Here is a 25,804-nt window from a genome sequence, read left to right as displayed (position 1 = left end):
TTTATATACTATTTTTAAAAGGACTTATTATGTAATGTGGCTTTTAATTTAGTTCTTTTTCAAGCTCACAAAGTTCCTTTTTTAGTTCTTCAATTTGTTTACGAATCTTATCATTTTTTTCATTATTAGATTTGATGGATTCCCCTTGAGCAGCTGCTGTTAATATGGATTGACCTATATTTACAATAAAGTTTCCAATTGAGTTTTGTTGTTCTATATTTAGATTATCAACTAGTAGGATTCCTAGTAATGACGACAGTAAGGCAAACTGTTTGGGTGGCATTGAAAAAAAAGATGATGCAATTGTACTTTTAGGGCACTTATTATCTGAGTTATCATTATTTTCTTCAAGCAGTTCTTTAATTTTCATTTATAAGATTCTCCTTTCATAACTAGTATATAAATTAATTTAGAGGATTAAACTCAATAACAAGATTAAAAAATATATAGGCTGAATTAACAACTGTATTAGTATGATATGATTATAAAAACTAAATGTGTATATAAAAGTCCTATTTTTAGAAATAGGACTTAGTAAACGAAATATATAAGAATTTTCTATAAGGAGTGAAAATTTTGAATAAAAAAGATAGAAATATTTATATAGAGAACATGAATGTAGACGAAGCAAAGAAACTATATCTTGAAAAATTACAGATAAGAAATTTATATGAAGAAATAAATATATTAGAGTCACTGGGAAGAATAACGTACGAGGCTGTATTTGCTAAAAATTCATCGCCACACTATAATGCTGCGGCAATGGACGGAATAGCAGTAAATTCAGAGAATACCATAGGAGCGACTGAGGTTAGTCCCAAGATATTAATAGAGAATAGTGATTTCAAATATATAAATACAGGTAATCCCATAGAAGCTCCATTTGATTCGGTTATAATGATAGAAGATGTTATAGAACTAGAGAAAGGAAAGATTCAAATACTAAGCTCTGCATATCCATGGCAGCATGTAAGACCAATAGGGGAAGATATAGTTGCAACTGAGATGATAATACCGTCTAAACATAAAATAAGACCTATAGACTTAGGTGCGCTTATAGCAGGTGGAATGAAGAGTGTAAAAGTATATAAGAAACCTAAAGTAGGAATACTACCTACAGGATCAGAGATAGTAGATGAAATAGGGATAGAAGAAGTAGGTAGAATACCAGACTCTAACTCTAAAGTATTTGAAGGACTAGTAAATGAGTATGGTGGTACTTCTAATAGGTACTTACCAGTAGATGATACTTATGAAGAACTTAAGCAAGCTATATTAAAAGGTATAGATGAAAATGATATACTATTAATAAATGCAGGTTCATCAGCAGGGTCTAAGGATTATACAGTTAGTCTAATAAGAGAACTTGGAGAAGTATTTGTACATGGTGTAGCTTTAAAGCCAGGGAAACCTACTATATTAGGAGCAATAAATAATAAGCCTGTTATAGGTATACCAGGATATCCAGTATCTTCTTTCTTTGTGTTCGAAACGTTCGTAAAACCTATAATATATAGCTATGTTGGATTAAACGAAGAAAAAGATGAAATAGTAGAAGCAACCATCTCAAGAAGGGTAGTGTCTTCGCTAAAAAGTAGAGAATTATTGAGAGTAAATCTGGGACTTGTAAAAGATAAACTTATAGCTACCCCACTCTCTGGTGGGGCAGGAGTTACTATGAGCTTAGTAAAAGCTGACGGAATAGTAGAAATTCCTCAAAATGTAGAAGGAGTAGAAGCTGGTGAAAAAGTTCAAGTTAAACTATTAAAGTCTGTAAATAATATAAAGGATACATTAGTATCTATAGGAAGCCATGACCTTGTAATGGATATTATGTCTGACATGATGCATCTTTCTTCAGGACATGTAGGAAGTATGGGAGGGCTACTTTCTATTAAGAGAGAAGAATGCCATATAGCACCAATCCACTTGTTAGACATGGAGACAGGAGAGTACAATATAAGCTATGTAAAAAAATATTTCCCAGGAAAAAAAATGGCGCTTATAAAAGGATTACAAAGGTTACAAGGCTTTATTGTCGAAAAAGGAAATCCAAAGAGCATAATAGACTTTAAAGACTTGTTAAGAAATGATATTATATTTATAAATAGACAAAGAGGAGCAGGAACTAGAATACTCTTAGACTATAATTTGAAGAAGTTAGGTATAAATCTACAGGACATAAAAGGTTATAATAGAGAAATGACTACTCATATGGCTGTAGCTATGGGAGTAAAGACAGGATCAGCAACTACTGGGCTTGGTATATACTCAGCAGCTAAAGCATTGGACTTAGACTTTATAGAAGTAGGATATGAAGATTACGATTTTTTAATTCATTATGAAAACTTTCATAGTGAAAAAGTACAAGAATTTATAAGCATATTAACATCTGATGAATTCAAAAGAAGAGTTGAGAGTTTAGGTGGATATAAATTCTTAAATACTGGTTCAGTTAGAATAATAGATTAAATTAAGAATTAAATAAACTTCGTGAATTCACTTTAACTTAAATAGAGGATGTTAATGTTAATATATAGAATACTTAAAGTCTATCAGATTATTACTGCTAGACTTTTTATTTATGAATATGGCAGTATTACTGACTTATAGGAATGATAAGTGCAAAACAATTAAAAGCAATGCAATTGAAAGTAAGAGATACAATGAATAACAATGCATTACACTACAAAAAACATCATGGTAAATGACCATATTAATAGAATAAAATTAAGACTATTGAAAGGATGTGTGTATAAAAAATGAGTATAGTTAAAGAAGTTATAGGACTTGATAATGGATTCTCAACAATAAAAACAAGTAGAGGTGTAAAAGTTCCAGCTTATATGTCACAAGGGAGTTTAGGAATAGAGGGTGCTAACCAGATTATATTTTATGATGGAAAAGAAATGACAATAGGTTATGGTGGTGTTGGTCATTTTGGATCAGAGGATAAGACTAAGGATGAAAAGGATAGACTAATTTTAGAATCTACAACATTAACAGCTCTATATTTGTCATTTCAAGATGAAATAGAACAAGGTGCTGAAGAACTTCATCTTGTTTTAGGGACAGGCCTACCAGCTTCATCATTTACAGAGCAAAAAGAATCTTTTATTAAGTTTCTAAAAGATATTGATAAAAGAGTAAAGTTAGGACTAAATGGAAGAGTTGTAAGAATAAAAGTTGATGATGTTCACTGTTCACCACAGGGGTCTGTAACTCCAGTACTAGATATTGAAAAGTTTAAAGCAGTACCACTTGCTGTATTAGTGGATTGGGGCTGGAATACTGTTGATGTAACTATATTTGTAGATGGCAAACCTGTAAAAGTGAAATCTATTAAAATGGGTGTAGCTAAGTTATATGATTCTATTTCCAGTGTTTTATATGGAAAGTTAGGAATGGATGTAAAAGACTATCAAATAGAAGACTATATAAAGTATATAAAAAGAATAGGTGAATATAAAATTATGTTTAAGGGAGAACTACATTCTGTTGATTACATAAAGCCAATCATTGAAAATTATCTTGAACAAATAAACGGAGAGTTAAGAAAACTTGATGAATATGAGAGGTCTGAAAAGGTATATTTAACAGGTGGTGGGTTTGAAGCTTTTGGAGAAAAGTATATAGATTTAATTAACTTAAAGTCTGGTGAAGTGCTAGAAAATGCTCAGTTTACAAATGCTAATAGCTTTGAGAAGTTAGCTAAAATGATGGAATTGAAAGCAAAAAAAGGGCTGTAGGATGGAAAGGATAAATAAAACAATAACTTTTGGATCAGGAGATAGAGAGTTATGTGAAAGATTAAAAAAGAAAGGCTATTTTGATAAGACTTTTAATTTTACTAGATATATAAAAGATTTAATTATAGATGATTTGGACAAGGCAGACAGAGTATTTACAGAGGAAGAAGAAAATAGAATTTTAGAGTTATTAGATCAACATATCAAGTCCAAATATGTAAGTGTTGAATTAAAAGAGGATAGAAAAAATGTTAAAGAAGACCTTACTGAATCTGATCTTGATTTTATAGAATCTTTAGTAAATATAAAAGAAATAAAATAAAACAAAAAAGGTTTTAAAAGATATATAAGTTAAAGCAATGGGATAAACTAGTAAGAATCTACTTCATTACTTTGAATTAATGCTATTTAGTTAAGAGAACTTATCAAGTAATGTAGTAAGCATAGTATTATAAAATTATGGTGGTAGTTTACCTTAAAATGAAGTAGAATATAAACAAGAACGATATATAACGTAATATACGACAGATAAGGTGGGCTAAACGTGAAGGACTTATTTGGAAGAAATATAAACTACCTTAGAATATCAGTAACAGACTTATGTAATCTAAGGTGTCAGTATTGTATGCCACAGGGTGGTGTGTGTAAAGTAGATCATGAAGACGTTTTATCTATTGAGGAATTTTATGAAATAGCTAAGGCATTTGTTTCTTTAGGTATAAATAAAATTAGAATAACTGGTGGTGAGCCATTAGTTAAAAAAGGCATAGTAGAACTTGTTGAAAAGATCTCTAAATTAGATGGAGTAAAAGATCTAGCTATGACTACTAATGGAATATATTTAAAAGACTATGCAAAACAGCTAAAGGATGCAGGATTAAATAGAGTAAATATTAGTTTAGATACATTAAATCCTGAAAAGTATAAAGAGATAACTAGAGGCGGAAGTCTTCTAAAAGTTTTAGATGGAATAGAAGAAGCTAAAAAGGTAGGATTAACCCCTATAAAAATAAATACTGTTTTAATAGGAGACTTTAATACGGATGAAATAGAGAATTTCGTATATATTACTAAACAAGAAGAAATAGATGTTAGATTCATAGAGCTTATGCCTATAGGAGAAGCTTCAGATTGGGCAGCTAAAAAGTTTGTGTCTAACAGTATGATATTAGACAAAGTTAAAGAATTAGAAAAAACAGAAGGAAACGACCCTTCATCTCCAGCGGTATATTATAAACTACCTGGTGGAAAGGGAAAGGTAGGAATAATAAATCCTATATCATGCAAGTTCTGTGATGCTTGTAATAGAGTTAGACTTACATCAAGAGGAAAACTAAAGCTATGTCTACACTCTAATGATGAAATAGACTTGAAAAATGTACTACAAAGTGGTAGAGACCTAGAAAAAACTATAAAAGAGGCAATATTACAGAAACCAGAAGAGCACCACTTAGAAGAAGGAAAGTATATTATTAGAAATATGTATGAGATAGGAGGTTGATATGATGGGATTTACTCACTTTAATGAGAGCGGAAGGGCACATATGGTAGAAGTAAGTGAAAAAGATGATACCAAGAGAGTTGCTATTGCTAGAGGTATAATTAAGATGAAGACTGAAACTGTAAACATGATTAAAGAAGGTCTTATAAAAAAAGGAGACGTTCTTTCAGTAGCTCAAGTAGGTGGAATCATGGGGTCTAAAAAAACTAGTGATCTTATACCTATGTGTCATAATATATTTATATCTGGTTCAGATATAAGGTTTAATATACTAGATGATGCTATAGAAATAGAGTCGGAAGTAAAGACTATAGGAAAAACTGGAGTAGAAATGGAAGCACTGACTGCAGTATCCATGGCAGCTCTTACTATATACGATATGTGTAAGGCTATAGATAAAGATATGGTAATAGGTGATATAAGACTTATTAAAAAAACTGGTGGAAAATCAGGTGAATATATAAGACAAGAATAAAACAGTATTTACTATATTAGAGTAAATGACTTTCTATATAAAAAGATATTTAATTTAAACTAATAAGTATTTATGATGAATGAAAGACTAATAAAAATGGCGGTGATTATATGGCTATAAGAGGAAAAGTGCTAGAGATTAATATAAGTGAGACAAAAGGTGTTATAAAAACTCCAATAACTGAGGGTAATTTTTTAGAAGACTTTGGTTTAGAAGATGATGCTCATGCAGGTAAATGGCATAGACAAGTTAGCCTACTTGGTGTAGAGAGTATTGATAAAATGAAGGCAATGGGAGTAGAAGATTTAGAATATGGTTCTTTTGCAGAGAATATTACTACTGAAGGTATAGTTCTTTATGAGCTACCTGTTGGAACCAAGTTAAAAATAGGAGATACAATTCAAGAAGTAACTCAAATAGGCAAGGAATGTCATACAGGCTGTGCTATAGCTCAAAAAGTAGGTAAATGCGTAATGCCTAAAGAAGGTATATTTACTAAAGTTTTAAAAGGCGGAAAAGTTAAAGTAGGAGATATCATAGAGGAAATAGAATAATGCTAGGAAGGTTATCCAGAATATATATATGTGAAGAAAAGGGAAAACCTAGAGAGCTCGTGGAAATAGCATTCTTAAAAGAAGACTTTGGTATGGTTGGAGACTGTCACTCTGGAACAGGGAATAGTAATAAACAGTTAGTTATACTTTTATCTAAAGATAGAAGAGATATAGAAGAAAGTTATAGTAATAGGGGAATCTGCACAAAAAGGTTTAAGGAAAATATATTGCTAGATGATATAAGCTTAGAGGATCTAAAGATAGGGATGAAAGTAAAAATAGGAGAGAGTATTGTAGAAATAAAATCATTGGGAAAGAGATGCTTTGCAGAGTGTGACTTAGTGAAAGCGCAAAGTATATGTCCACTAAAAGAAGGAGCTATATTTGCTAAAGTTATCCAAAGTGGAAAAATAAAAGTTAATGACTCAGTTACAGTATTAAAATAGTATTCAATTAAAGACTCTGTATATCTAATTTTAAAACAATTAGATATACAGAGTCTTATTTACTTAAAATTTAAATGTTTTTACTAAGTTATCTAATTCGTAGGATATTTTATTTAGATGATCTATATTTACTGCTACTTCTTGTATAGATGCAGTTTGTTCTTCGGTAGAAGCGCTTATCTCTTGTATAGAAGCAGCAGACTCTTCAGTTAATGATGATATATTTTCTATGGAAGAAAGAACATTTTTTTTAGCACTATTAACATTAATAACTTCTTGACCTAAAATATCAACTTGCTGGATAACATTTTCAACAGATAATCCTAAGTCATTAAAAACTTCATTTGTTTTATCCAATGATAAGTTGGCATTGCTAACAGTATCTTTAGATATATTCATATTTATATTAGTTGCTTCAATAACTTGTTGAATTTCATCTATAATATTTTGAATTTCCTCGGTAGACTTATTTGACTCTTCTGCTAGTTTTTTTACTTCTTCAGCTACTACATTAAATCCTCGTCCATGTTCACCAGCTCTAGCAGCTTCTATGGCTGCATTTAAAGCAAGTAAATTTATTTGATTAGATATATTTTTTATTGACTCTATAATAGATTCTATTAAATTAGATTTTTCAGAAAGACTGGAAATACTGTCAGATACATTTATAGTAGAAGATATATTTTCTTCTAGCTTCTCCTTAAGTTCTATTAACGCATTTCTCCCAACCACATTTTTTTCTTTCATATTCTGCGTGCTTTCCATTACAATATCTAAGTTGTTGGTCATGTTTTCAACTTGATGAGAAAGGAGATTAGTTAAGTTTAAAGCGTTATTACTATCTTCGGCTTGCTGATTGGCGCCTATAGCTATTTCTTGTATAGTTTTAGCAACCTCTTCACTAGAATACTCTATGCCCTTAGCATTGTTATTCATGTTTTCAAAAGAATTTTGGAGATTGGTGGATAATACATTTATTTGAGAAACTAGATTTTTTATATTGGAGGTCATATTATTGAACGTTCTAGCTAAAAGTCCAAATTCGTCTTCAGAATTGATAGATATCTCGACGTTAAGATCACCCATTTCTAACCTGTGCATGGAGTACATAACTTCATTTATAGGATTCAATGCAAAGTTAGTTATAATGAGATGAACAACAATTGCCGAGATAATTAAACATATGATCATAATGATGATAAAGTTAGTAAGTATAGAGTTTTGCAAACTATTAAGGTCTGTTAGGGATTGAGCAAAAACTAGTATATTATCATCAATACTTTTATATATAGCTATGTTTTTTACACCATTATAGTTATATTTTATTTGTCCATTTTTCTTTTCCAGCATTTGTTTTAAAAACTCTTCATTACTGTAATCAGAGCTCTTAACTTCTTTATCTGTATGAGTAACTATATTTCCTTTTTTGTCTATCATATAAATAGAGCTTCCTTCTCCTACATTTATATTTTCTATAGAATGAGCTATATTTAGCGTAGAATTCAATTTTTGAAGTGTGTTAGTAGTAATTCCTAATTGAACTATTCCTGGTGAATCTAATCTTTTTACACCTATGTATTGAAACAAAGCACCATCTTCACCTCGAGACTGGGGATCTTGTATTAAGAAACTTACTTTATCATTTATAATATCTAAAAATGGTTTGGTTTGTTCTGTAGTACTAAAATCGAAATTATAGCTCGACGGAACACTACCGTATCTTACAATGCCATTATCATCTATAACATGTATTTCATCGATTCCTAAGTCTTTAGTTAACTTAATCATATTCTCAGTAGTTAATAAGTTACTATCTTTACTTATTAGTTGTGCCACACTATTAGCTACAGGTAAATATGATTTTGATATTTCTTGTTTAACTATATTAACCACATCACTTTGATTATCCATTATAGATTGTATTGTATTTAGTTCAGTTTTGGATTGTTCTATAATTTGATTTTCAAGAGCGGAAGCTGATTTTAAATAAGTGATAGAACCTAAAATAGATGTACATAATAAAAATAAGATAGATATAGGTATAACTATTTTCGAGCGGAACTTCATATAGACCCTCCTCAAATATTTTTTAGAAACTATAAAAAAGTAGTCATAAGATAAATTAAGCTGTTGCAATAGTTAAAATTAATTATCTATAAGAAAAATATAGTCATACATAAAGTTGGACTATTCTTAAGAATTTGGAACCCATATACATATATATGCTATTTACTAGATTGATACTCTTATTTAAATATTTGTTAATAAAGTAGCAAAATTATGACCTAAAATTTTAGTTCTCAATGTTGTTATTAAGCTGCATAGAGACTTTACCTTAACTTTATTTAGCTTAATATATCCGTCTAAAGTTGAAAACACATAAACTTTAGAATTAAAATAAGTTTCTTTCTTAGATGGACATTTACCATACACGGATATATCTTTGAAGACTTTATGAAGTAGGGATATATCAAACTTACAATACTAGTGATAGTTGTTATAATTTCACTATCAGATAAAATTGAATAATGACATTTTTACGAGACCTAGTATATTTTGGAATAACTCCATGGTACAGGTAATCAATGACTACATAAGTTACCAAAAAAATTCCTTAAACTTTCTGAATACTTGAACAACCCTAGTATATGCTATTCTCATACCAATGATAGGTTAACATAATTGCTAGAGTTTTTTGTATTAGTAAACTTTACTAGTATAATGTAATAATTTAGTTTTTGTTATAAATATTTTTTCTACTTGCTATATACCAGTAAGGAAGTCCCACAAATATTGATCCACCTATAAAATTTCCTATAGTTGAATATAATATATTACGCACTAGTCCTTGAATACTTATGTCGACATCTCGTATTACCATTAAAGCTGTTGGTAGTAATGTCATATTAGCCACACTGTTTTCAAGACCTGATGCAACGAATGCAAATGAACACCAAAATCCCATTACGATTCTAGAAATATTATCACTTATCCTATTTATAGACCATGCTGTAGAACATATAATTATATTACAAATAATTCCTCTCATAATCAGTTGAAGGAAAGGTGTTGTCATTTTAACTGAAGAAACTTTTAATACCTGTTCTGCGACTGGCCCTTTTATAATTCCAGATGTAGCTAAAAGTATGGCAAAAATTAATGATCCTGCAAAGTTTCCTATAAAACTATATACAAATATTCTTAACGAATCCTTTAAAGTAATTCTTTTATCTAAGAAACCTATTGTTACTATTAAGCTATTTGATGTAGATAACTCACCTCCTGCCATGAAAACAAAACTTAGACCTACTCCAAATACAAGACCTGCTCCAATTATACCCAAACTAGGATTTACTCTATCTAGATATCCTCCTATAGCACTAGCCAACATAACTCCAAATCCTACAAAAACTCCTCCAAACATTGATAAAGCTACAAATCTTCCTTTGCTATAGTTTATCTTTCTACTTTTTATCTTTGCAGCTGTAGATACCTTGTCAACAGTTTCCCCGTAGATACTTTTATTTCCACGTCTAAATGATGTAGATGTGCTACTAGATGTTTTATCAAACATATAAAACTACCTTTCTTAAATATTTTTCATTCATATTAAAGTTATATCAATATATTTCAAGATATTATACTACTATAGTAAGTCACAAGATATAAAAGATCATGCTATTATTTAAGATGTGCAATCTACCTTCTAGTTTAATTCTATTTATAATTATTTGCATTTACTTTATACCCTTTTTGTATACAATATATCATTAATAATCAACTTTTACTTTTCAGGATATTCTTTACTTTATTTATTCTTATCCAATATAGGATGATATATAACTTTAGGTAAATATCAAAACTTCTTTAAGATACTAAAAAGCTTTTACTGTGATTAGTAAAGTAAAAATTCATCTTCAGATGCAATGCTTGTAACAATGTCTTTATAAGGCTATAAAAAATACCACCAGATAGTCTGGTGGTATTTTTTATCCTAAAAATTTATTTAACTTTGAATAAAATAAAGTATTCAAACAATATTATATAGCTCGTAAAGAAAGGGGATTTATTTTACACTAAGCTAGGTTTATCAGTTTTTTCTTCCTTTAAAAGTATATTTAAAAGAAGAGCAACTACAGTACCAGCACTAATACCAGATGAGAATATAGTTTTTAATATTTCCGGTAGTTGAGCGAAATAGTCAGGTCTGAAAGTAATACCAAGACCGATTCCTAGTGATACAGCTATTATAATAAGATTACGATTATTTAATCTTACATTACCTAATGTTTTAATACCTGAAGCTGCAACTATACCAAACATAACTATTCCTGCTCCACCTAGTACAGGATTAGGCATTATAGCTATAAGGGTAGCAAGTTTAGGAAAGATACCAAGTATGGCTAATATAATACCAGCAATTATAACTACATGTCTGCTGGCAACTCTAGTCAGTGGAATAAGCCCAACGTTTTGGCTAAATGATGTATTAGGACCAGCTCCAAAGAATCCAGCTATAAAGCTACCAACTCCGTCAGCTAACACTCCATCAGCAACTTGCTTATTAGATGACTCTGATTCACAGGATTCACCTACAGCAATTAAAACCCCTACAGTTTCTATAGTAGTAACTAAGTATGCAGGTATGAATGCAATCAATGCTGCTATATTAAATTCTACCCCGTATTTAAATATCTGAGGAAGTGAGAACCAACGAGCATCAGCAACAGCTTGTAAATCAAGCATATTTAAAGGCAAACATATTAAATATCCAATAACTATACCTATTAAAACTGAAGCACTTCCTACAATACCTTTTCCATATCTATTTAAGAAAACTATGATTAATAGTACAGTAACTGATATAAGTACATTTCTTAAACTACCATACTCTGGTGTTCCAGCTAGATGAGATCCTCCAGCAGCCCAGTCCATAGCAACAGGAAGTAAAGTAGTTCCTATAAGGGTAACAACTGTACCGGTTACTATAGGAGGGAAAAACCTCATTAGTGGTTTAATAAATCTACTTAGTATCATTTCACTAAATGATCCTAGTATAGTTGCACCAAATATACCAGGAAGCCCCAATCCCATATTTACTCCTACAACTAATGATGGAGCAACAAAAGTAAAGTCAGTTCCCATGATGCAAGGCAGACCACTACCAATAGGACCAATCTTTTTTGCTTGAATAAAAGTAGTTATACCTGATACAAATATAGTAGCACTAACCATAAATGCAACACCTTCAACAGGAAGACCTAACGCACTTGATACTACTAAAGGAACTGCAACTATACCACCGAATGCAGTAACGATATGCTGAAAGGCTAATAAAATAGACATACCTAAAGGCGGCTTTTCATCGAGTTTACATATAAGTTCTGATGAATTAGCTTGTGAATCTTGACATTCTTTCATATAAACGACCTCCTTAAAATAAATACGTAATATTATGCGACATATTAAGATCTTATTGTATAACATGCACTTCATTACTATCAACATTTCTCTCACTGTAACATTATAGCGAGAAATGTGATAAATTACAGTATAACTACCCTATACTGTAATAATATCTATTAAATATCTTTTCGGCAATTAGGCACTTTTTTGTCATATAGTATACAAAAGGATACCTTAGAAATGGAAGATACTAATTTTATGATATGTAAGTTATAAGTGACTTTGATTTATAGAAGTAAAGAAAAAACTTCAAAATGTTACTTTGAAGATGGTAAGCTTAAATATAGAACATTTTTGATAGTTCTATTAATGATAAAAATTCAAAATAGACAAAAGCTACCTTTTGAATATCTGATGCGATATAGTTTAAGAAAAATATCAAAATTTATTTTAAATCACCAAAAAGCTTTAGTGAGATTAGTAAAGCAGAAACGTACCTTCAAATTCAATGCTAGTAAAAATGTTATTATAGAGATATAAAAATACCACCAGATAAACTGGTGGTATTTTTATTAGACTAAAACTTATTAAACCTTGAATAAAGATAAAGATGCAAACAATATCATATGTCTCGTGAAAAATTGACTTCTTTTACACCAAGTTAGGCTTATCAGTCTTTTCTTCTTTTAAAAGTATATTTAAAAGAAGAGCAACTACAGTACCAGCACTAATACCAGATGAGAATATAGTTTTTAATATTCCCGGTAGTTGAGCGAAATAGTCAGGTCTGAAAGTAATACCAAGACCGATTCCTAGTGATACAGCTATTATAATAAGATTACGATTATTTAATCTTATATTACCTAATGTTTTAATACCTGAAGCAGCTACTACACCAAACATAACTATTCCAGCCCCACCAAGTACAGGATTAGGCATTATAGCTATAAGAGTGGCAAGTTTAGGGAAAATACCGAGTATAGCTAGTATAATACCAGCTACTATAACCACATGTCTGCTGGCAACTCTAGTCAGTGGAATAAGTCCAACGTTTTGACTAAAGGATGTATTAGGACCAGCTCCAAAGAAACCGGCTATAAAGCTACCAACTCCATCGGCTAACACTCCATCAGCAACTTGCTTATTAGATGATTCTGACTCACAGGCTTCACCTACAGCAATTAAAACCCCTACAGTTTCTATAGTAGTAACTAAGTATGCAGGTATGAATGCAATCAATGCTGCTATATTAAATTCTACCCCGTATTTAAATATCTGAGGAAGTGAGAACCAACGAGCATCAGCAACAGCTTGTAAATCAAGCATATTTAAAGGCAAACATATTAAATATCCAATAACTATACCTATTAAAACTGAAGCACTTCCCAGAATACCTTTTCCATATCTATTTAAGAAAACTATGATTAATAGTACAGTAACTGATATAATCACGTTTCTTAGACTACCATATTCAGGTGTTCCAGCTAAGTGAGCACCACCAGCAGCCCAGTCCATAGCTACAGGAAGTAAAGTAGTCCCTATAAGGGTAACAACTGTACCAGTTACTATAGGAGGAAAAAACCTCATTAGTGGTTTAATAAATCTACTTAGTATCATTTCACTAAATGATCCCAATATAGTTGCACCAAATATACCAGGAAGTCCCAATCCCATATTTACTCCTACAACTAATGATGGAGCAACAAAAGTAAAGTCAGTTCCCATAACGCAAGGCAAACCACTACCAACAGGACCAATTTTTTTTGCCTGAATAAAAGTAGTTATACCAGATACGAATATAGTAGCACTAACCATAAATGCAACACCTTCAACAGGAAGACCTAACGCACTTGATACTACTAAGGGAACTGCAACTATACCACCGAATGCAGTTACAATATGCTGAAAAGCTAATAAAATAGACATACCTAAAGGTGGCTTTTCATCAAGCCTACAAATAAGCTCTGAAGAATTACCCTGTAAATTTTGACATTCTTTCATAGAATCTACCTCCTTAATAATATTATTACTTAAATACGAAAATTTATATCTCGTATTTAAAAACAAATTTAAATTGATAGAAATATTTAAGGCTTCTTAATTTAATTGAGCAAATAATATGAAATATTAATTGGAAAACGTTATCCTAGGTAAATTGTATACTATATACTTTATTCCTGTCAATGCTTTTTATGCTAAAAAACTACTATACAAATTATGGTACAGTTCTTTTATAAATGACAAATATTTATACTTATTATATATTTAGTTATACCCAACAATATAACCAATAACAGATTTTATCTGAGTATTATAAATAATATAGTACTGAAATTATTAGGATTTATAGACAACTGACTTACTTGACATAGTCTATAAAACATATTAAAATGTAACTATATAAACAAGCATAAACAAATAATTATACATATATAAGGAGGAAACAGAATGTTATTAGTAGAAAGAACAGTTAATGATTTCGTTGAAGTAGTAGAAAGTGACGCTCCAGCTCCAGGTGGTGGAAGTGTATCAGCTTTAGCAGCAGGATTAGGATCTGCTCTAACTGCAATGGTTGGAGGATTATCTATAGGAAGAAAAGCATTTGATGCTTTAGAAGATAGCCAAAAGACAGAAATAGAAGAGGGAACTAAAAAAGCTATTGAATTAAGAAAAAGATTAATGGAAATAGTTGACGAAGATACTAACGCTTTCAACGACTACATGGAAGCTTTAAAATTACCAAAAGAAACTGATGAAGAAAAAGCTGCTAGAAAACAAGCTATGGAAGATGCTATGAAAGGTGCTGTTAGAGTACCTCTAGAAGCAGCTCAAAAAGCATTAGAATCAGTAAAACTTATAGATTCATTCTTAAAATACGGAAACCAAAATGCTATAACTGACGCAGGAGTTGCATCATTAATAGGAACAGCAGGAGTACAAGGTGCTGTTTATAACGTATTAATAAACTTAGGAAGCATCAGTGATCAAGCTTTCAACGACGAAATGAGAAAAACATGTGATGAATTAGTAAAAGAAGCTAAAGCTTTAAGAGAAGTACACGAAAAAGACGTTTTCAGTAAATTAGCATAATTTATTAATATATTTCAAAGAGGGGATTTTTAATTCCCTCTTTTTATATTATATGGAAAGGTATATAATCTTATATGTTTTTCTATATAATATAAATATAGTATGTAAAATACCTGAGAGGAGTGATGGAATGAGTAGACAAAACGGCATAACTATTGAAGAAGTATTAAAGATGGACTGTATGAAGAACTGCAAAATAATAGCGGGATTTAAAGGCATAAAAAATACTATATCTAGTGTAAATGTTATGGCGGATCCAGATGTTATAAGTTGGGTTGAAGAAGGTGATTTGCTATTAATGACAGGTTACTCCTTTAAAAAAATTACATTACAAGAACAAAAAAATATAATAAAGGAATCTTCTAAGAAAGGACTAGCTGGAATCGGTATAAAAGTACACCCTTACTTAGAAACTCTGCCGAGTGAAGTTTTGGAGCTAGCGGAAAATTTGAACTTTCCCGTTATAGATATTTATTATGCTACACCATTATCTGATATAATGACCCCTATATTTAACGAAATATTCAATAGACAGGCATATTTACTTAAAAAGATAGAGAAAATCTATGAACAGTTTATGAATGCAATGCTAAAGGGTCAAAATATTAAAGACATAACTAATCTCATAGGTGATAATATAAAAAATCCAGTTTTGGTTAAATTAGATGTTCAGGATAAAGAAATATCTCAATTTGAATTAATTGAAAGTGATAAGAAAGATATACTTTTTGAAAATGTATTAAACTTTTATAAAAATCCTAACAGGTATAGTGAGAAAAAGATAGATGAAAGTAATGAATTATTAGATTCTAAATATATTAAGAGAATAGTAGTACCAGTAATAGCTAAAGATAGTGTTTTTGGACATATATTTGCTTGGGGGGTAAACAAGCCATTAGGAGGGTATGCACTGTCAGTACTAGAAATAGCATCTACTACTATAGCATTAGAAGTTCTCAAAATATTATCTGTAAGAGAAGTAGAAAATAGGTATAAGTCTGAATTCATAGAGGATCTTATATCACTAGATAGTAAAAGAAAAGAAAAGGCTATTGAACGCGCATCTTTTTTTAACTTGAATAGAAATGATAAATTTTTAAGTGTGACTATAAAGATTAAAGGAAAAGATAATGTTGAAGAAAAAAACTTCACGAAATTAGATGGAGTAGTTAATTCTCTAGAGCTTTACCTTTCTAAAGTTCATGACCATATAGAGAGAAGTATAAGAGATCTAGAACTTACTGGAGTAGTAGCAAGTAAAACTGAATTAATAATAATACTTTTATCATTCAAAGATGATGAAAGTATAGAGCGTGCACTAAATGAGTTTTCAAAACAAATAGAATCTATAGATGAAAGATTCAAAAGCATAGATATGAGTGTTGGAATAGGAAGAGTTAATAGTTATTTAGAAAATTTCGCAAACAGTTATATAGACTCTATAAAGGCAATATCAACTGGAAAGATATTAAAAGAAAACTTAGTGACTAACTTTGAAAACTTAGGTATATTTAAAATATTATCACAAGACCATCTAGAAGAGGAATTATCAAAATTCTATGATGGTACTATCAAACCTTTAGTAGACTATGATGAGAAAAAGTCTACTGAACTTGTGAAGACACTACAGTCATATTTTGACAATAACGGAAATTTAAAAAAGATGTCTGACGAGTTGTTCACTCACTATAATACTGTTCTTTACAGAGTACAAAGAATTATGGAAATAACTAATATGGATTTAGAAAATCCTAATGATAGATTAAATCTAGAGATATCACTGAAAATAAAACAATTGCTTGGAAAATAAAAAATACTCATAGAGTTTACTCTATGAGTATTTTTTATTTTAAGTACTATAATTAATCTTCTAATAGTGCTACTGCACGTATAGGAGAACCAGTTCCTCCAGGGATTTTTAAAGGAAGACCAAAGTATAAGAATCTTTTATTTACAACTTGATCTAAGTTGCAAAGGTTTTCAGTATTAGTTATACCATATTCTCCACAAACTTTATGACCTGCAAAAGTTAAGTCATCTGGAGTTTGATCTATTGCGGGAGCATCTACTCCTATATTTACTACTCCTTGTTCAGCTAACCATTTAGCAGCTTCATAACTTACCCCTGTGTAGTGATTTTGATATCCTGCACCTGGATATTCTCTATTAAATAGACCAGTGTACATAAGGAATATATCACCTTTTCTTATCTCTTGTCCAGATTTAGCAATAGCTTCTTGTAAGTCTTTTACTTCTATATAATCTGGATATCTCATATGAGTTAAGTCTACGCATATAGCACTACCATAGAAATACTCTATAGGCATATCTACGATATCTTTGCCACCTTCTTTAAACTCAAGAACAGCATCACTATGAGTTCCACAGTGTTCACTCATAAGGATATTTCTTGCATAAAACCCTAAGTCACTTCCTGTAGCTGCTTTACTTTGCTCATGAGTTTGATTAGTCATTATAAATGTTTTTTGATGTATTCCATATAATGGCATACCTTCATAAATATCTTGCGTTAAGTCAACTAAACGTAAGTTCATAAGTAAAACTCCTTTCCAAATATATTTTTAATTTAAAGATATTACTATATATGATTATAGCACTATATCTAATACTTAACAAATTTATTATAGCTAAAATCTTAAATACTAAAAAGGCTAGATTTATAATAGATGTTTAAGTTATAATGCTAATAATATAAGTTAAAATCTCAAGCTATAGTCATAAATTTATGGTATATATCTATATACTTATACTAATTTATACTTAATATAAGCTTTTAGCATGATAATAAATTGAACTAATTATAGAAGTATAATATTAATAAATCAATTGAAATTATAAGCCTTAGTTATTAAATGATGCATAGCTTGTAAATATATCTTTATTATTGTGAATTTAATTAAAAAAGTATACCAAGTAAAATGTAGAAAAAACGCGTAAATTATCTAATATAAAGAGGCTTTATAAATCATTATTGTAATAATACTATAAAAGAACTTCCTAAAAAAGAGTTAAAAACAGTTTTAAATTATATAAAAATAACAAATGTAAAAAATCCTTTTTTGTGATATAGTTATATTAACATCAAAAGTAATAAATATATCGTGAAATTACCTTCTTAATATTAAAGAAAGTTTTAAATTAAAGCTTTTTAATAGAAGGTGAAAATAAATCTATATAGAATTATATTATATATCACGTGATACTTAAAAAGGCTTCAATTTGACATTAATGCTTCATATAATTTTGGTAATAATTTTGTCTTGATATTTTCCTGTTAGGACAAAGTTACTATAAGATATTTGTATAATATAACATTATACTTATTCAGAGGTAATTTGACTGAAAACGATATCATGATAAAATAGTAGATATCAAAAAAATAATTTAAAAATTAGGAGGAGTTTAAAAATGAGTTATGATGTAATCATTAAAAACGCTAAGATCCCTCAAGGAGACAATACTGTATTAACTAATATCTTAGTTAAAGACGAAAAAATAGCAGGTTTTGTAAGTACTATTCACGGAATAGAAGCAAAAGAAACTATCGATGCTGAAGGACATTTAACTTTCCCAGGATTTATAGATTCACATACTCATATAATGTATCATGGATTTGGACATAGAGAAAACTGGGTAACAGGAACATCGGCTGCAGCAAGAGGTGGAGTATCTACAATAATAGATATGCCATGTTGTACAGTTCCATCAACAAGAACAGTTAAACAATTAGAACTTAAAATAGATATAGCTAACGCACAAACAATAGTAGACTACGGTCTATGGGGAGGAGTAACAGGAGAAGACGTTAGAGAAGGTTGGATGCACAACGTTAAAGAACAAGCTGACTTCGGAGTAGTTGCATTTAAAGTTTACATGACTCCATCAGTACCAACTTATCCAAGAGTTACTGATCCAGAGATGCTTGAGTGCTTCAAAGAAGTTGCTAAAACAGGACTTCCAATAGGAATCCACGCTGAGAACTTCGCTATATGTGACTTCTATGTTAAGAAGTTCCAAGAAGAAGGAAGAATGGACGGACCAGCTTGGTCAGAAGCTAGAAACGAATTAGCTGAAAAAGTTGCTATAGAATTAGGAATAAGCTTCGCTGAAGCTACAGGAGCAAGACTTCACATAGTTCACATGAGTACTGGAATCGGTGCTAAATTAATAGGAGAAGCTAAGAAGAGAGGAATAAACGCAACTTCAGAATCTTGTCCTCACTACTTAACACTTAACTATCAAGAAGCTATGACTAAACATGGTTCACAAGCTAAAATAGCTCCTCCAATAAGAACTTCTGCAGATAACGAAGAGCAATGGGAAGGGTTAAGAAACGGAAGCATAGACTTCATGGCTACAGACCATGCTCCATATGAAATAGAATCAGAAAAAAATAAAGAAGGAATGAACATCTGGACAGCATTCCCAGGAATTCCAGGAGTAGAAACTATGGCTCCGATAATCATATCAGAAGGATTAAACAAGGGTAGATTATCACTTAGCAGAACTGTGGAAGTATTATCAACTAACGCTGCTAAACACTACGGACTATATCCTAAAAAAGGTGCTATGGAAATAGGATCAGATGCTGACTTTGCTATAGTTGACCTTGAGAAAAAATGGACAATTGATGCGAAAGGAAACCAAGCTTCAATGTGTGGATACACTCCACTTGACGGTATGGAATTAAAAGGTAGAGTACTAAAAACTATAGTTCGTGGAACAGTAGTATTCGATGATACTCAAGAAGGTGTATTACCAACATTAACTGATGCAGAATTAGAAAAAACAGTTCATAACTTCCCAGAAGGTACTGAAGAGAAATTTGCTGATATATTCGAGCAATTCCCAGAATTAGCAGCTGCTGAGTACGATAGAAGTTACAGAAAACTACATCCAGAAAAAATAAATGAAGATGTAAGAAGAATCAAAGGAATCATGGTTAAACCAGGATTTGGTAAGTACGTTAAGAGACAAAGCATTCAAGTATTACCAAAAACAATAACTTATGGTACTACAACTCCAACAGGAGTGAACAGAAGAGAGAGAGAATCTCTACCAGAGTTCAATAAGTAATTTAAGATAGTTAATAAATAACTATGGCGTATAGTAGATACGCTGTACGCCATAATTATTTTATATAAAATAAATTTTGATAAAATTCGAGGAGGAGATATAAATGAGTAATCAACACAGATATGGTATCGTTGTAATCGATATGTTAAATGACTTTATAGGAGAAAAAGCTCCATTAAGATGTCCAGGTGGAGAAGAAATAGTTCCAAACCTACAAAAATTATTCAAATGGGTAAGAGAAAGAAACGCTGCAGGTAAAGATGATGTTCAATTAATCCACATCCAAGAAGCGCACAGAAAAAATGACGCTGACTTCAGAGTTAGACCAGTTCACGCTATAAAAGGAACTTGGGGATCAGACTTCATAAAAGAATTATACCCAGAAGGAGAAGAGTACGCTATTCCTAAAAGAAGACACAGTTCATTCTGGCACACTGACTTAGACTTATACCTAAGAGAAGAAAACTTAGATACAGTAGTTGTAACAGGAGTTTGGACTAACGTTTGTGTTAGATCAACTGCAGCTGACGCTTTAGCATTAGCTTACAGAGTTATAACTTTAAGAGACGGAGTTCACTCTAAAGACGAAGCACAACACCAAAATGGATTAGTAGACTTAAGTATATTCACAAAAGTTATAGACATAGACGAATTTACTTCAGCTATAGATGCTGGAAACGATCCATGGGCTGGAGCTGGAGACCAACAAAACAAAGTTCAAGGTTAATTAGAACTTATTTAATAAAGAAATAAAATATGACTACTTCCTCATATGAGGAAGTGGTCATAATAAATACTGACCAAATATAGTGCCGTCTTTTTTCAAGACGACTTTTTTAATAATAGGTGTTCTATAAAAGCAACGGGTTAAAATCAGAAAGTGAGGAAACAGTATGAGAGTAGTTGTAGGAATTTCTGGAGGTAGTGGAGCTATATACGGAGTAGCCCTTTTAAAAATATTACAAGAATTAAATATAGAAACTCATTTAGTTGTATCTACATTAGGAGAATATGTAGTAGAACACGAATGTGGTATTAAACTAGAAGAACTTAAAGGACTAGCTACACACTTTCATGAAAATAAAGACTTAGCAGCACCTATAGCTAGCGGTTCATTTAAAACGGATGCAATGGTTATAGTTCCTTGCTCAATGAAGACTGTATCTGCTGTTGCTAATGGATTATCAGATAATTTATTGACTAGAGCCGCGGATGTTATAATTAAAGAAAATAGGAAATTAGTTGTAGTACCGAGAGAGACTCCGTTAAGCCAAATACATCTTGAGAATATGCTTAAGCTGTCTAGAGCAGGTGTGACTGTACTTCCACCTTCACCGGGATTCTATAGTCATCCGGAAACTATAGGAGACATAGTTAGTGGTATAGTAGCTAGAATACTTGATCAGATAGGAATAGAGCATAATCTTATAACAAGATGGGGCGAATAGTACGAAAGGAGGGAACAGATTGGAAACACAAATGTTAAGAGCAACAATTAATAAATTAGAACAACTAGGAGAAATAGAGTATTGTAATACTCAAGTAGATCCTAAGTTTGAATTAGGAGCTGTGTTAAGATACTTTAGCAACAGAAAACCTATAATGTTTAACAAACCAAAAGGATATGATATGCCTGTATTAGGTGGGTTATACGGTAATCGTGAACTTTACTATAAATTAATGAATGATGTTACAAGCGAAAATAGATTGTTCAGATTTATGGACGCTATAGCTAATCCGCAACCTGCAAAAATGGTGAATAACGGACCTATAAAAGAAAATATAGTTACAGGAAATATAGATATACCTAGGATGTTCCCAGTTCCTACTTCACATGAGAAGGATTCTGGAGCGTTTATTACAGCGGGAATGTTTATAGTAAGAGATCCTGAAACAGGATATACTCATATGGCAGTACGTAGATTCCAAATTAATGGTGGAAATAGCATAAGTGCTTTAGTATCAGGTCACTCTCCGGCACTTTTAGAACAATTTGCTGAGTTTGAAAAGATAAATAAACCATTAGAATGTGCAGTTGTATTAGGATATGATGCCACATATCTATTAGCATCTCAAATAGGTTCTAGAAGATATGGATTAGACAAACATGAAGTTGATAGTGCTCTAAGAGGAGAGCCACTAGAATTAGTGAAGTGTCACACAGTTGATTTAGAAGTACCAGCTTATGCTGAGATGGTTCTAGAAGGTGTACTAGTTCCTAATAAACGTGTTATAGAAGGACCTTTTGGAGAACTTATGGGATATTATGGAGAAGTAGCTCCAAACCCAGTTATGGAAGTTAAATGTATAATGCATAGAAATAATGCAATATTCCAACATGCATTCCCTTGTAGAGAAGAGCATCTTGCGAATGGTCTAATTAGAGAAGCGGAATTATATGCAGCAATTAAAAATGCAACAATAGATGTTCAAGATGTTAACATTACTGTTGGAGCTGGATGTAGATTACATGCTATAATATCTATAAAAAAACGTAAAGCTGGAGATGCTAAAACAGCAATACTAGCTGCACTTGGAAGTTCTTATGATATAAAACATGTTGTAATAGTAGATGAAGATATAAATATATATGATTCAAGTAGTGTAGAACTTGCACTATCTTCTAGAGTTCAAGCTTCACAAGACGTAGTTATAGTTCCGGGAGCTTTAGGTTCAGGGCTAGAATCATCTCATGTTGCACGTGGAGTTACGGATAAAATGGGTATAGATGCTACAAAACCTCTAGGAGAATATGCACACTTATTTGAAATGGCAATAATCCCTGGTTTTGAAGGTGAATTAGATATAGAAAAATATTTGCCAGGTATCAAAAATAAGTAAAGGTGGTATAAACTATGAGAAGAGCCATAGGTTTAGTTGAAACTAAAGGTTTAGTAGCTGCTATACAAGCAGCAGATACTATGGTTAAATCGGCTGATGTTAATATCGTGGATTTAGACGTTGTAGGATCAGCACTTATAGCTGTAATAGTATCAGGTGAGGTAGCAGCAGTTAATGCAGCAGTTGAGAATGCTAGAGAAACAGCAGCTCAATTAGGCGAGATTATAGCAACAAATGTTATAGCTAGACCTCATGAAGAAGTAGATAAAATGTTAGATATAATTGTAGGTTAAAAATATAGCTAAATGGTGGTGAAAAAAATGGCTAACCCATTAGCAAGAGTGGTTATGAATAATATTGCACAAAAAAGTGGTAAGGTTGCTTCAAGACCAAATAATGCGGTATCTTTAGGCACTACTAATTTGGGAAAAGATGAAGAGAGACTATTATCAAGTTTATTAAACAGCAAAGGTAATGTTACAAAATCAGGTGTAGGTTCATATGATAAAAATTCTTATGGAAGAACAACAAAAGTTAGTAACAGAGCTGGAGCTATGCAGACCTTAGATTCTTTAGCATCTAAAAAAGGTGTAGTAAAAGAATCATCTAGTAATAATAGTTATCAAGGCAATACGAACTATAACAATAATACGAACAATACAACACTGAGCACCCTAAATACATTAAGCAATATTTCTGTTGGTAAATCTAGTGTAGAAAGAGACAGTAGAAATATAATGCAAAAAGTAAGCTTAGGAGACCTAGCATCAGGTGGAAGTAAGTCTGAGAAAAAAGAAGTCAAAACTTCTTATAATCAACAACAAAGTAGCATAACTTCATTAGGAGACCTAGCTGGTAAAGTAAAAAAGTTAGTAGCAATGATAAAAAAGAAGAAAAACCTAACAATAGTTATGTGAAATCTAATGTTTTAAGTAATTTAGAAGCTTATATTCCTAAGGTAACATTAGATTCTATAGGAAAAAAGGGCTCCTTATTTTAGTAGAACCTAAGGAGGTGTAATTTATGAGAGCAGCTTTAGGATTAATAGAAGCAATAGGACTAACGTCAGCAGTAACTGCTTTAGATGCTGCAAGTAAGGCAGCAGATGTTAGATTAGCTGGCTTTGATAAAGTAATTGGTGTAAATAAAAAAATAAGTGTTACAATTCAGATAGCTGGTGAAGTAGCAGCAGTAAGAGCGGCAGTAGATGCAGGGGTTGCAGCAGCTGAAAGAGTTGGTGAAGTAGTAGCAAGCCATGTAATACCTAGACCACACGAAGAAGTTGATAAGTTACTTCAAGAGTTTGAAAAAAACTTAAAAGCTAAGCAAGAAGCTAAAGAAAATGCGGCTAAAAAGGTTGAAGAACCTAAAAAAGAAGAAGAAAAAGAACCGGAAAAAGAAGTTAAAAAAGAAGAAAAATCAGCAAGTAATAAAAAATAATTCTATTCGAGTTGAGGAGGAATAAACATGAGTCAAGCATTAGGAATGGTAGAAACTAAAGGTTTAACAGGTGCAGTTGAAGCAGCAGATGCTATGGTAAAAGCAGCTAACGTTACATTAATAGGATATGAAAAAATAGGATTTGGATTAGTAACAGTTATGGTAAGAGGAGACGTTGGAGCAGTTAAAGCAGCTACAGATGCAGGTGCTGAAGCAGCAAGATCAGTTGGAGAATTAGTATCAGTGCACGTAATACCAAGACCACACTCAGAAGTTGAAAGAGTTCTTTTAAAGAACGAGTAATAACTAGATAATATATAATAACAGCATTTAATATTTAGCTGTGCCCTATGAGGTGTCAAAATGGATAAATATAATCTAACAAATGACATAATAAGAAAATTAGTTGGAAGAGTCAATAGAGTACCTGTAACAAATGATAATATGATTAATATTTCTAGTAAAATAGAAGAACGATTAGATTACTCTGATCATCATATATTAGTTGTATTTACAGGTACTAATATTGGTTTAACGGAAGTTTTAAGAGAAGTTAGTAGAGCTAGAAAATATGGATTTACTTTTGACGTAGCTTTTTCCTTTAGCGGTGCGCACGTTTTAGGAGAAGAAGGCATGAATGAAGTAAAAAAAGCTCTTAAACCGAACAAGATATATAACGAAGAAGATCAGCTAATATTTAATCAAGTAATAGAAAGTGTAGATGGTATAATGGTACCTATGGCTACACAAGATATTGCTAGCAAATTAGTATTAGGTATTCAAGATAACTTCATATCTACACTATTATGGAGATCTTTATGGAATGGCAAAACAGTTTTAATGGATTTTGATAACGTCTTGACATATGGAGGGGTTGAATCAAAAAATCCAATGCTTGCTGAAATCATGAAAGATTATGTAGAGAAGTTACAAAAGATAGGTGTAATAAAATTAGATAAAAGCGATTATAGCGTAGAATTAATAAACAAGTTTAAAAATGTTAGTATGAAAATAGAAGATTCACAAAACTTACAAAGCTCAGCTCAGAGTCAAGGTTTACCTAAGATAATGACTGAAAAAGACTTATTAAGTGCAGTGAATAACAATAACGAAATAATTGTACCTATAAAAACAATTATTACTCCTCAAGCTCTTGATACAGCAAAAAAACAAGGTATAACAATTATAAGAAAATAGATTAACAA

24 protein-coding genes are annotated in these 25,804 nt (G+C 31.3%); 18 read left to right on the top strand and 6 right to left on the bottom strand.

The genetic code is table 11. The features are described from left to right. Positions 1-43: 43 nt before the first annotated feature. Positions 44-370: a hypothetical protein gene (locus CURI_RS14650; protein WP_014969028.1), complete on the bottom strand. Its 327-nt coding sequence runs from the start codon at positions 368-370 to the stop codon at positions 44-46. Positions 371-576: 206 nt separating this feature from the next. Here CURI_RS14650 and CURI_RS14645 point away from each other — a divergent pair, with 206 nt between their 5' ends. From CURI_RS14645 to CURI_RS14615, 7 genes are all read left to right on the top strand, one after another. Further along, positions 577-2,472, top strand: coding sequence for a molybdopterin biosynthesis protein (locus CURI_RS14645; RefSeq protein WP_014969027.1), 1,896 nt, complete (start codon positions 577-579; stop codon positions 2,470-2,472). 290 nt (positions 2,473-2,762) lie between these two features. Then, entirely contained in the window at positions 2,763-3,749 is a 987-nt protein-coding gene (locus CURI_RS14640; RefSeq protein ID WP_014969026.1) for a ParM/StbA family protein, read from the top strand. A 1-nt stretch (position 3,750) separates the two neighbouring features. Beyond that, positions 3,751-4,071, top strand: coding sequence for a hypothetical protein (locus CURI_RS14635; protein WP_014969025.1), 321 nt, complete (start codon positions 3,751-3,753; stop codon positions 4,069-4,071). Positions 4,072-4,293: 222 nt separating this feature from the next. Beyond that, positions 4,294-5,250, top strand: coding sequence for a GTP 3',8-cyclase MoaA (moaA, locus tag CURI_RS14630; protein ID WP_014969024.1), 957 nt, complete (start codon positions 4,294-4,296; stop codon positions 5,248-5,250). A 1-nt stretch (position 5,251) separates the two neighbouring features. Beyond that, a complete protein-coding gene (gene moaC, locus CURI_RS14625; RefSeq protein ID WP_014969023.1) occupies positions 5,252-5,725 on the top strand; it encodes a cyclic pyranopterin monophosphate synthase MoaC in 474 nt (157 codons plus the stop codon). Between the two features lie 110 nt (positions 5,726-5,835). Further along, positions 5,836-6,279: an MOSC domain-containing protein gene (locus tag CURI_RS14620; protein ID WP_014969022.1), complete on the top strand. Its 444-nt coding sequence runs from the start codon at positions 5,836-5,838 to the stop codon at positions 6,277-6,279. Continuing rightward, positions 6,279-6,725 carry an MOSC domain-containing protein gene (locus tag CURI_RS14615; RefSeq protein WP_014969021.1) on the top strand — a complete coding sequence of 149 codons (447 nt, stop codon included), beginning with the start codon at positions 6,279-6,281 and terminating at the stop codon, positions 6,723-6,725. Before CURI_RS14620 ends, CURI_RS14615 begins: the two co-directional genes overlap by 1 nt. A gap of 63 nt (positions 6,726-6,788) precedes the next feature. Here CURI_RS14615 and CURI_RS14610 read toward each other — a convergent pair whose 3' ends face one another. From CURI_RS14610 to CURI_RS14590, 4 genes are all read right to left on the bottom strand, one after another. Then, positions 6,789-8,792, bottom strand: a complete 2,004-nt coding sequence (locus tag CURI_RS14610) for a methyl-accepting chemotaxis protein (protein ID WP_014969020.1) — start codon at positions 8,790-8,792, stop codon at positions 6,789-6,791. A 664-nt stretch (positions 8,793-9,456) separates the two neighbouring features. Continuing rightward, positions 9,457-10,299 (bottom strand): formate/nitrite transporter family protein, encoded by an 843-nt coding sequence (locus tag CURI_RS14605; RefSeq protein WP_014969019.1) that lies wholly within the window; start codon positions 10,297-10,299, stop codon positions 9,457-9,459. Between the two features lie 497 nt (positions 10,300-10,796). Beyond that, positions 10,797-12,146 carry a uracil-xanthine permease family protein gene (locus CURI_RS14600; RefSeq protein ID WP_014969018.1) on the bottom strand — a complete coding sequence of 450 codons (1,350 nt, stop codon included), beginning with the start codon at positions 12,144-12,146 and terminating at the stop codon, positions 10,797-10,799. 636 nt (positions 12,147-12,782) lie between these two features. Further along, positions 12,783-14,132, bottom strand: a complete 1,350-nt coding sequence (locus CURI_RS14590; protein ID WP_014969017.1) for a uracil-xanthine permease family protein — start codon at positions 14,130-14,132, stop codon at positions 12,783-12,785. A gap of 447 nt (positions 14,133-14,579) precedes the next feature. On the opposite strand from CURI_RS14590, the gene CURI_RS14585 reads away from it, so the two are divergent. Further along, entirely contained in the window at positions 14,580-15,221 is a 642-nt protein-coding gene (locus CURI_RS14585) for a cyclodeaminase/cyclohydrolase family protein (protein WP_014969016.1), read from the top strand. A 130-nt stretch (positions 15,222-15,351) separates the two neighbouring features. Continuing rightward, the gene (locus tag CURI_RS14580) at positions 15,352-17,031 is read left to right on the top strand and encodes a PucR family transcriptional regulator (RefSeq protein ID WP_014969015.1); all 1,680 of its coding nucleotides are present in this window, start codon (positions 15,352-15,354) and stop codon (positions 17,029-17,031) included. Positions 17,032-17,083: 52 nt separating this feature from the next. Here CURI_RS14580 and CURI_RS14575 read toward each other — a convergent pair whose 3' ends face one another. Continuing rightward, positions 17,084-17,776, bottom strand: a complete 693-nt coding sequence (locus tag CURI_RS14575; RefSeq protein ID WP_014969014.1) for a cyclase family protein — start codon at positions 17,774-17,776, stop codon at positions 17,084-17,086. Between the two features lie 874 nt (positions 17,777-18,650). Between CURI_RS14575 and CURI_RS14570 the strand changes: the two genes are divergently transcribed. From CURI_RS14570 to CURI_RS14530, 9 genes are all read left to right on the top strand, one after another. After that, a complete protein-coding gene (locus tag CURI_RS14570; protein WP_014969013.1) occupies positions 18,651-20,318 on the top strand; it encodes a dihydroorotase in 1,668 nt (555 codons plus the stop codon). A gap of 103 nt (positions 20,319-20,421) precedes the next feature. Next, positions 20,422-21,045, top strand: coding sequence for a cysteine hydrolase family protein (locus CURI_RS14565; protein WP_014969012.1), 624 nt, complete (start codon positions 20,422-20,424; stop codon positions 21,043-21,045). Between the two features lie 166 nt (positions 21,046-21,211). Continuing rightward, the gene (locus CURI_RS14560; RefSeq protein WP_014969011.1) at positions 21,212-21,766 is read left to right on the top strand and encodes a UbiX family flavin prenyltransferase; all 555 of its coding nucleotides are present in this window, start codon (positions 21,212-21,214) and stop codon (positions 21,764-21,766) included. Between the two features lie 19 nt (positions 21,767-21,785). Further along, positions 21,786-23,159: a UbiD family decarboxylase gene (locus CURI_RS14555; protein WP_014969010.1), complete on the top strand. Its 1,374-nt coding sequence runs from the start codon at positions 21,786-21,788 to the stop codon at positions 23,157-23,159. A 14-nt stretch (positions 23,160-23,173) separates the two neighbouring features. Then, positions 23,174-23,452, top strand: a complete 279-nt coding sequence (locus CURI_RS14550; protein WP_014969009.1) for a BMC domain-containing protein — start codon at positions 23,174-23,176, stop codon at positions 23,450-23,452. Between the two features lie 27 nt (positions 23,453-23,479). Further along, the gene (locus CURI_RS14545) at positions 23,480-24,076 is read left to right on the top strand and encodes a hypothetical protein (protein ID WP_014969008.1); all 597 of its coding nucleotides are present in this window, start codon (positions 23,480-23,482) and stop codon (positions 24,074-24,076) included. A gap of 106 nt (positions 24,077-24,182) precedes the next feature. Further along, positions 24,183-24,599, top strand: coding sequence for a BMC domain-containing protein (locus CURI_RS14540; RefSeq protein WP_014969007.1), 417 nt, complete (start codon positions 24,183-24,185; stop codon positions 24,597-24,599). 27 nt (positions 24,600-24,626) lie between these two features. Continuing rightward, on the top strand, positions 24,627-24,902 hold the full coding sequence (locus tag CURI_RS14535; RefSeq protein WP_014969006.1) for a BMC domain-containing protein: 276 nt from the start codon (positions 24,627-24,629) through the stop codon (positions 24,900-24,902). Positions 24,903-24,962: 60 nt separating this feature from the next. Next, positions 24,963-25,796: a flavoprotein gene (locus CURI_RS14530; protein ID WP_014969005.1), complete on the top strand. Its 834-nt coding sequence runs from the start codon at positions 24,963-24,965 to the stop codon at positions 25,794-25,796. Positions 25,797-25,804 lie beyond the last annotated feature (8 nt).

It is taken from the genome of Gottschalkia acidurici 9a, assembly GCF_000299355.1.
Lineage (GTDB): Bacteria > Bacillota > Clostridia > Tissierellales > Gottschalkiaceae > Gottschalkia > Gottschalkia acidurici.
Note: the sequence above shows the minus strand (reverse complement) of the source record. Positions and strands in the feature narration are given on the sequence as shown.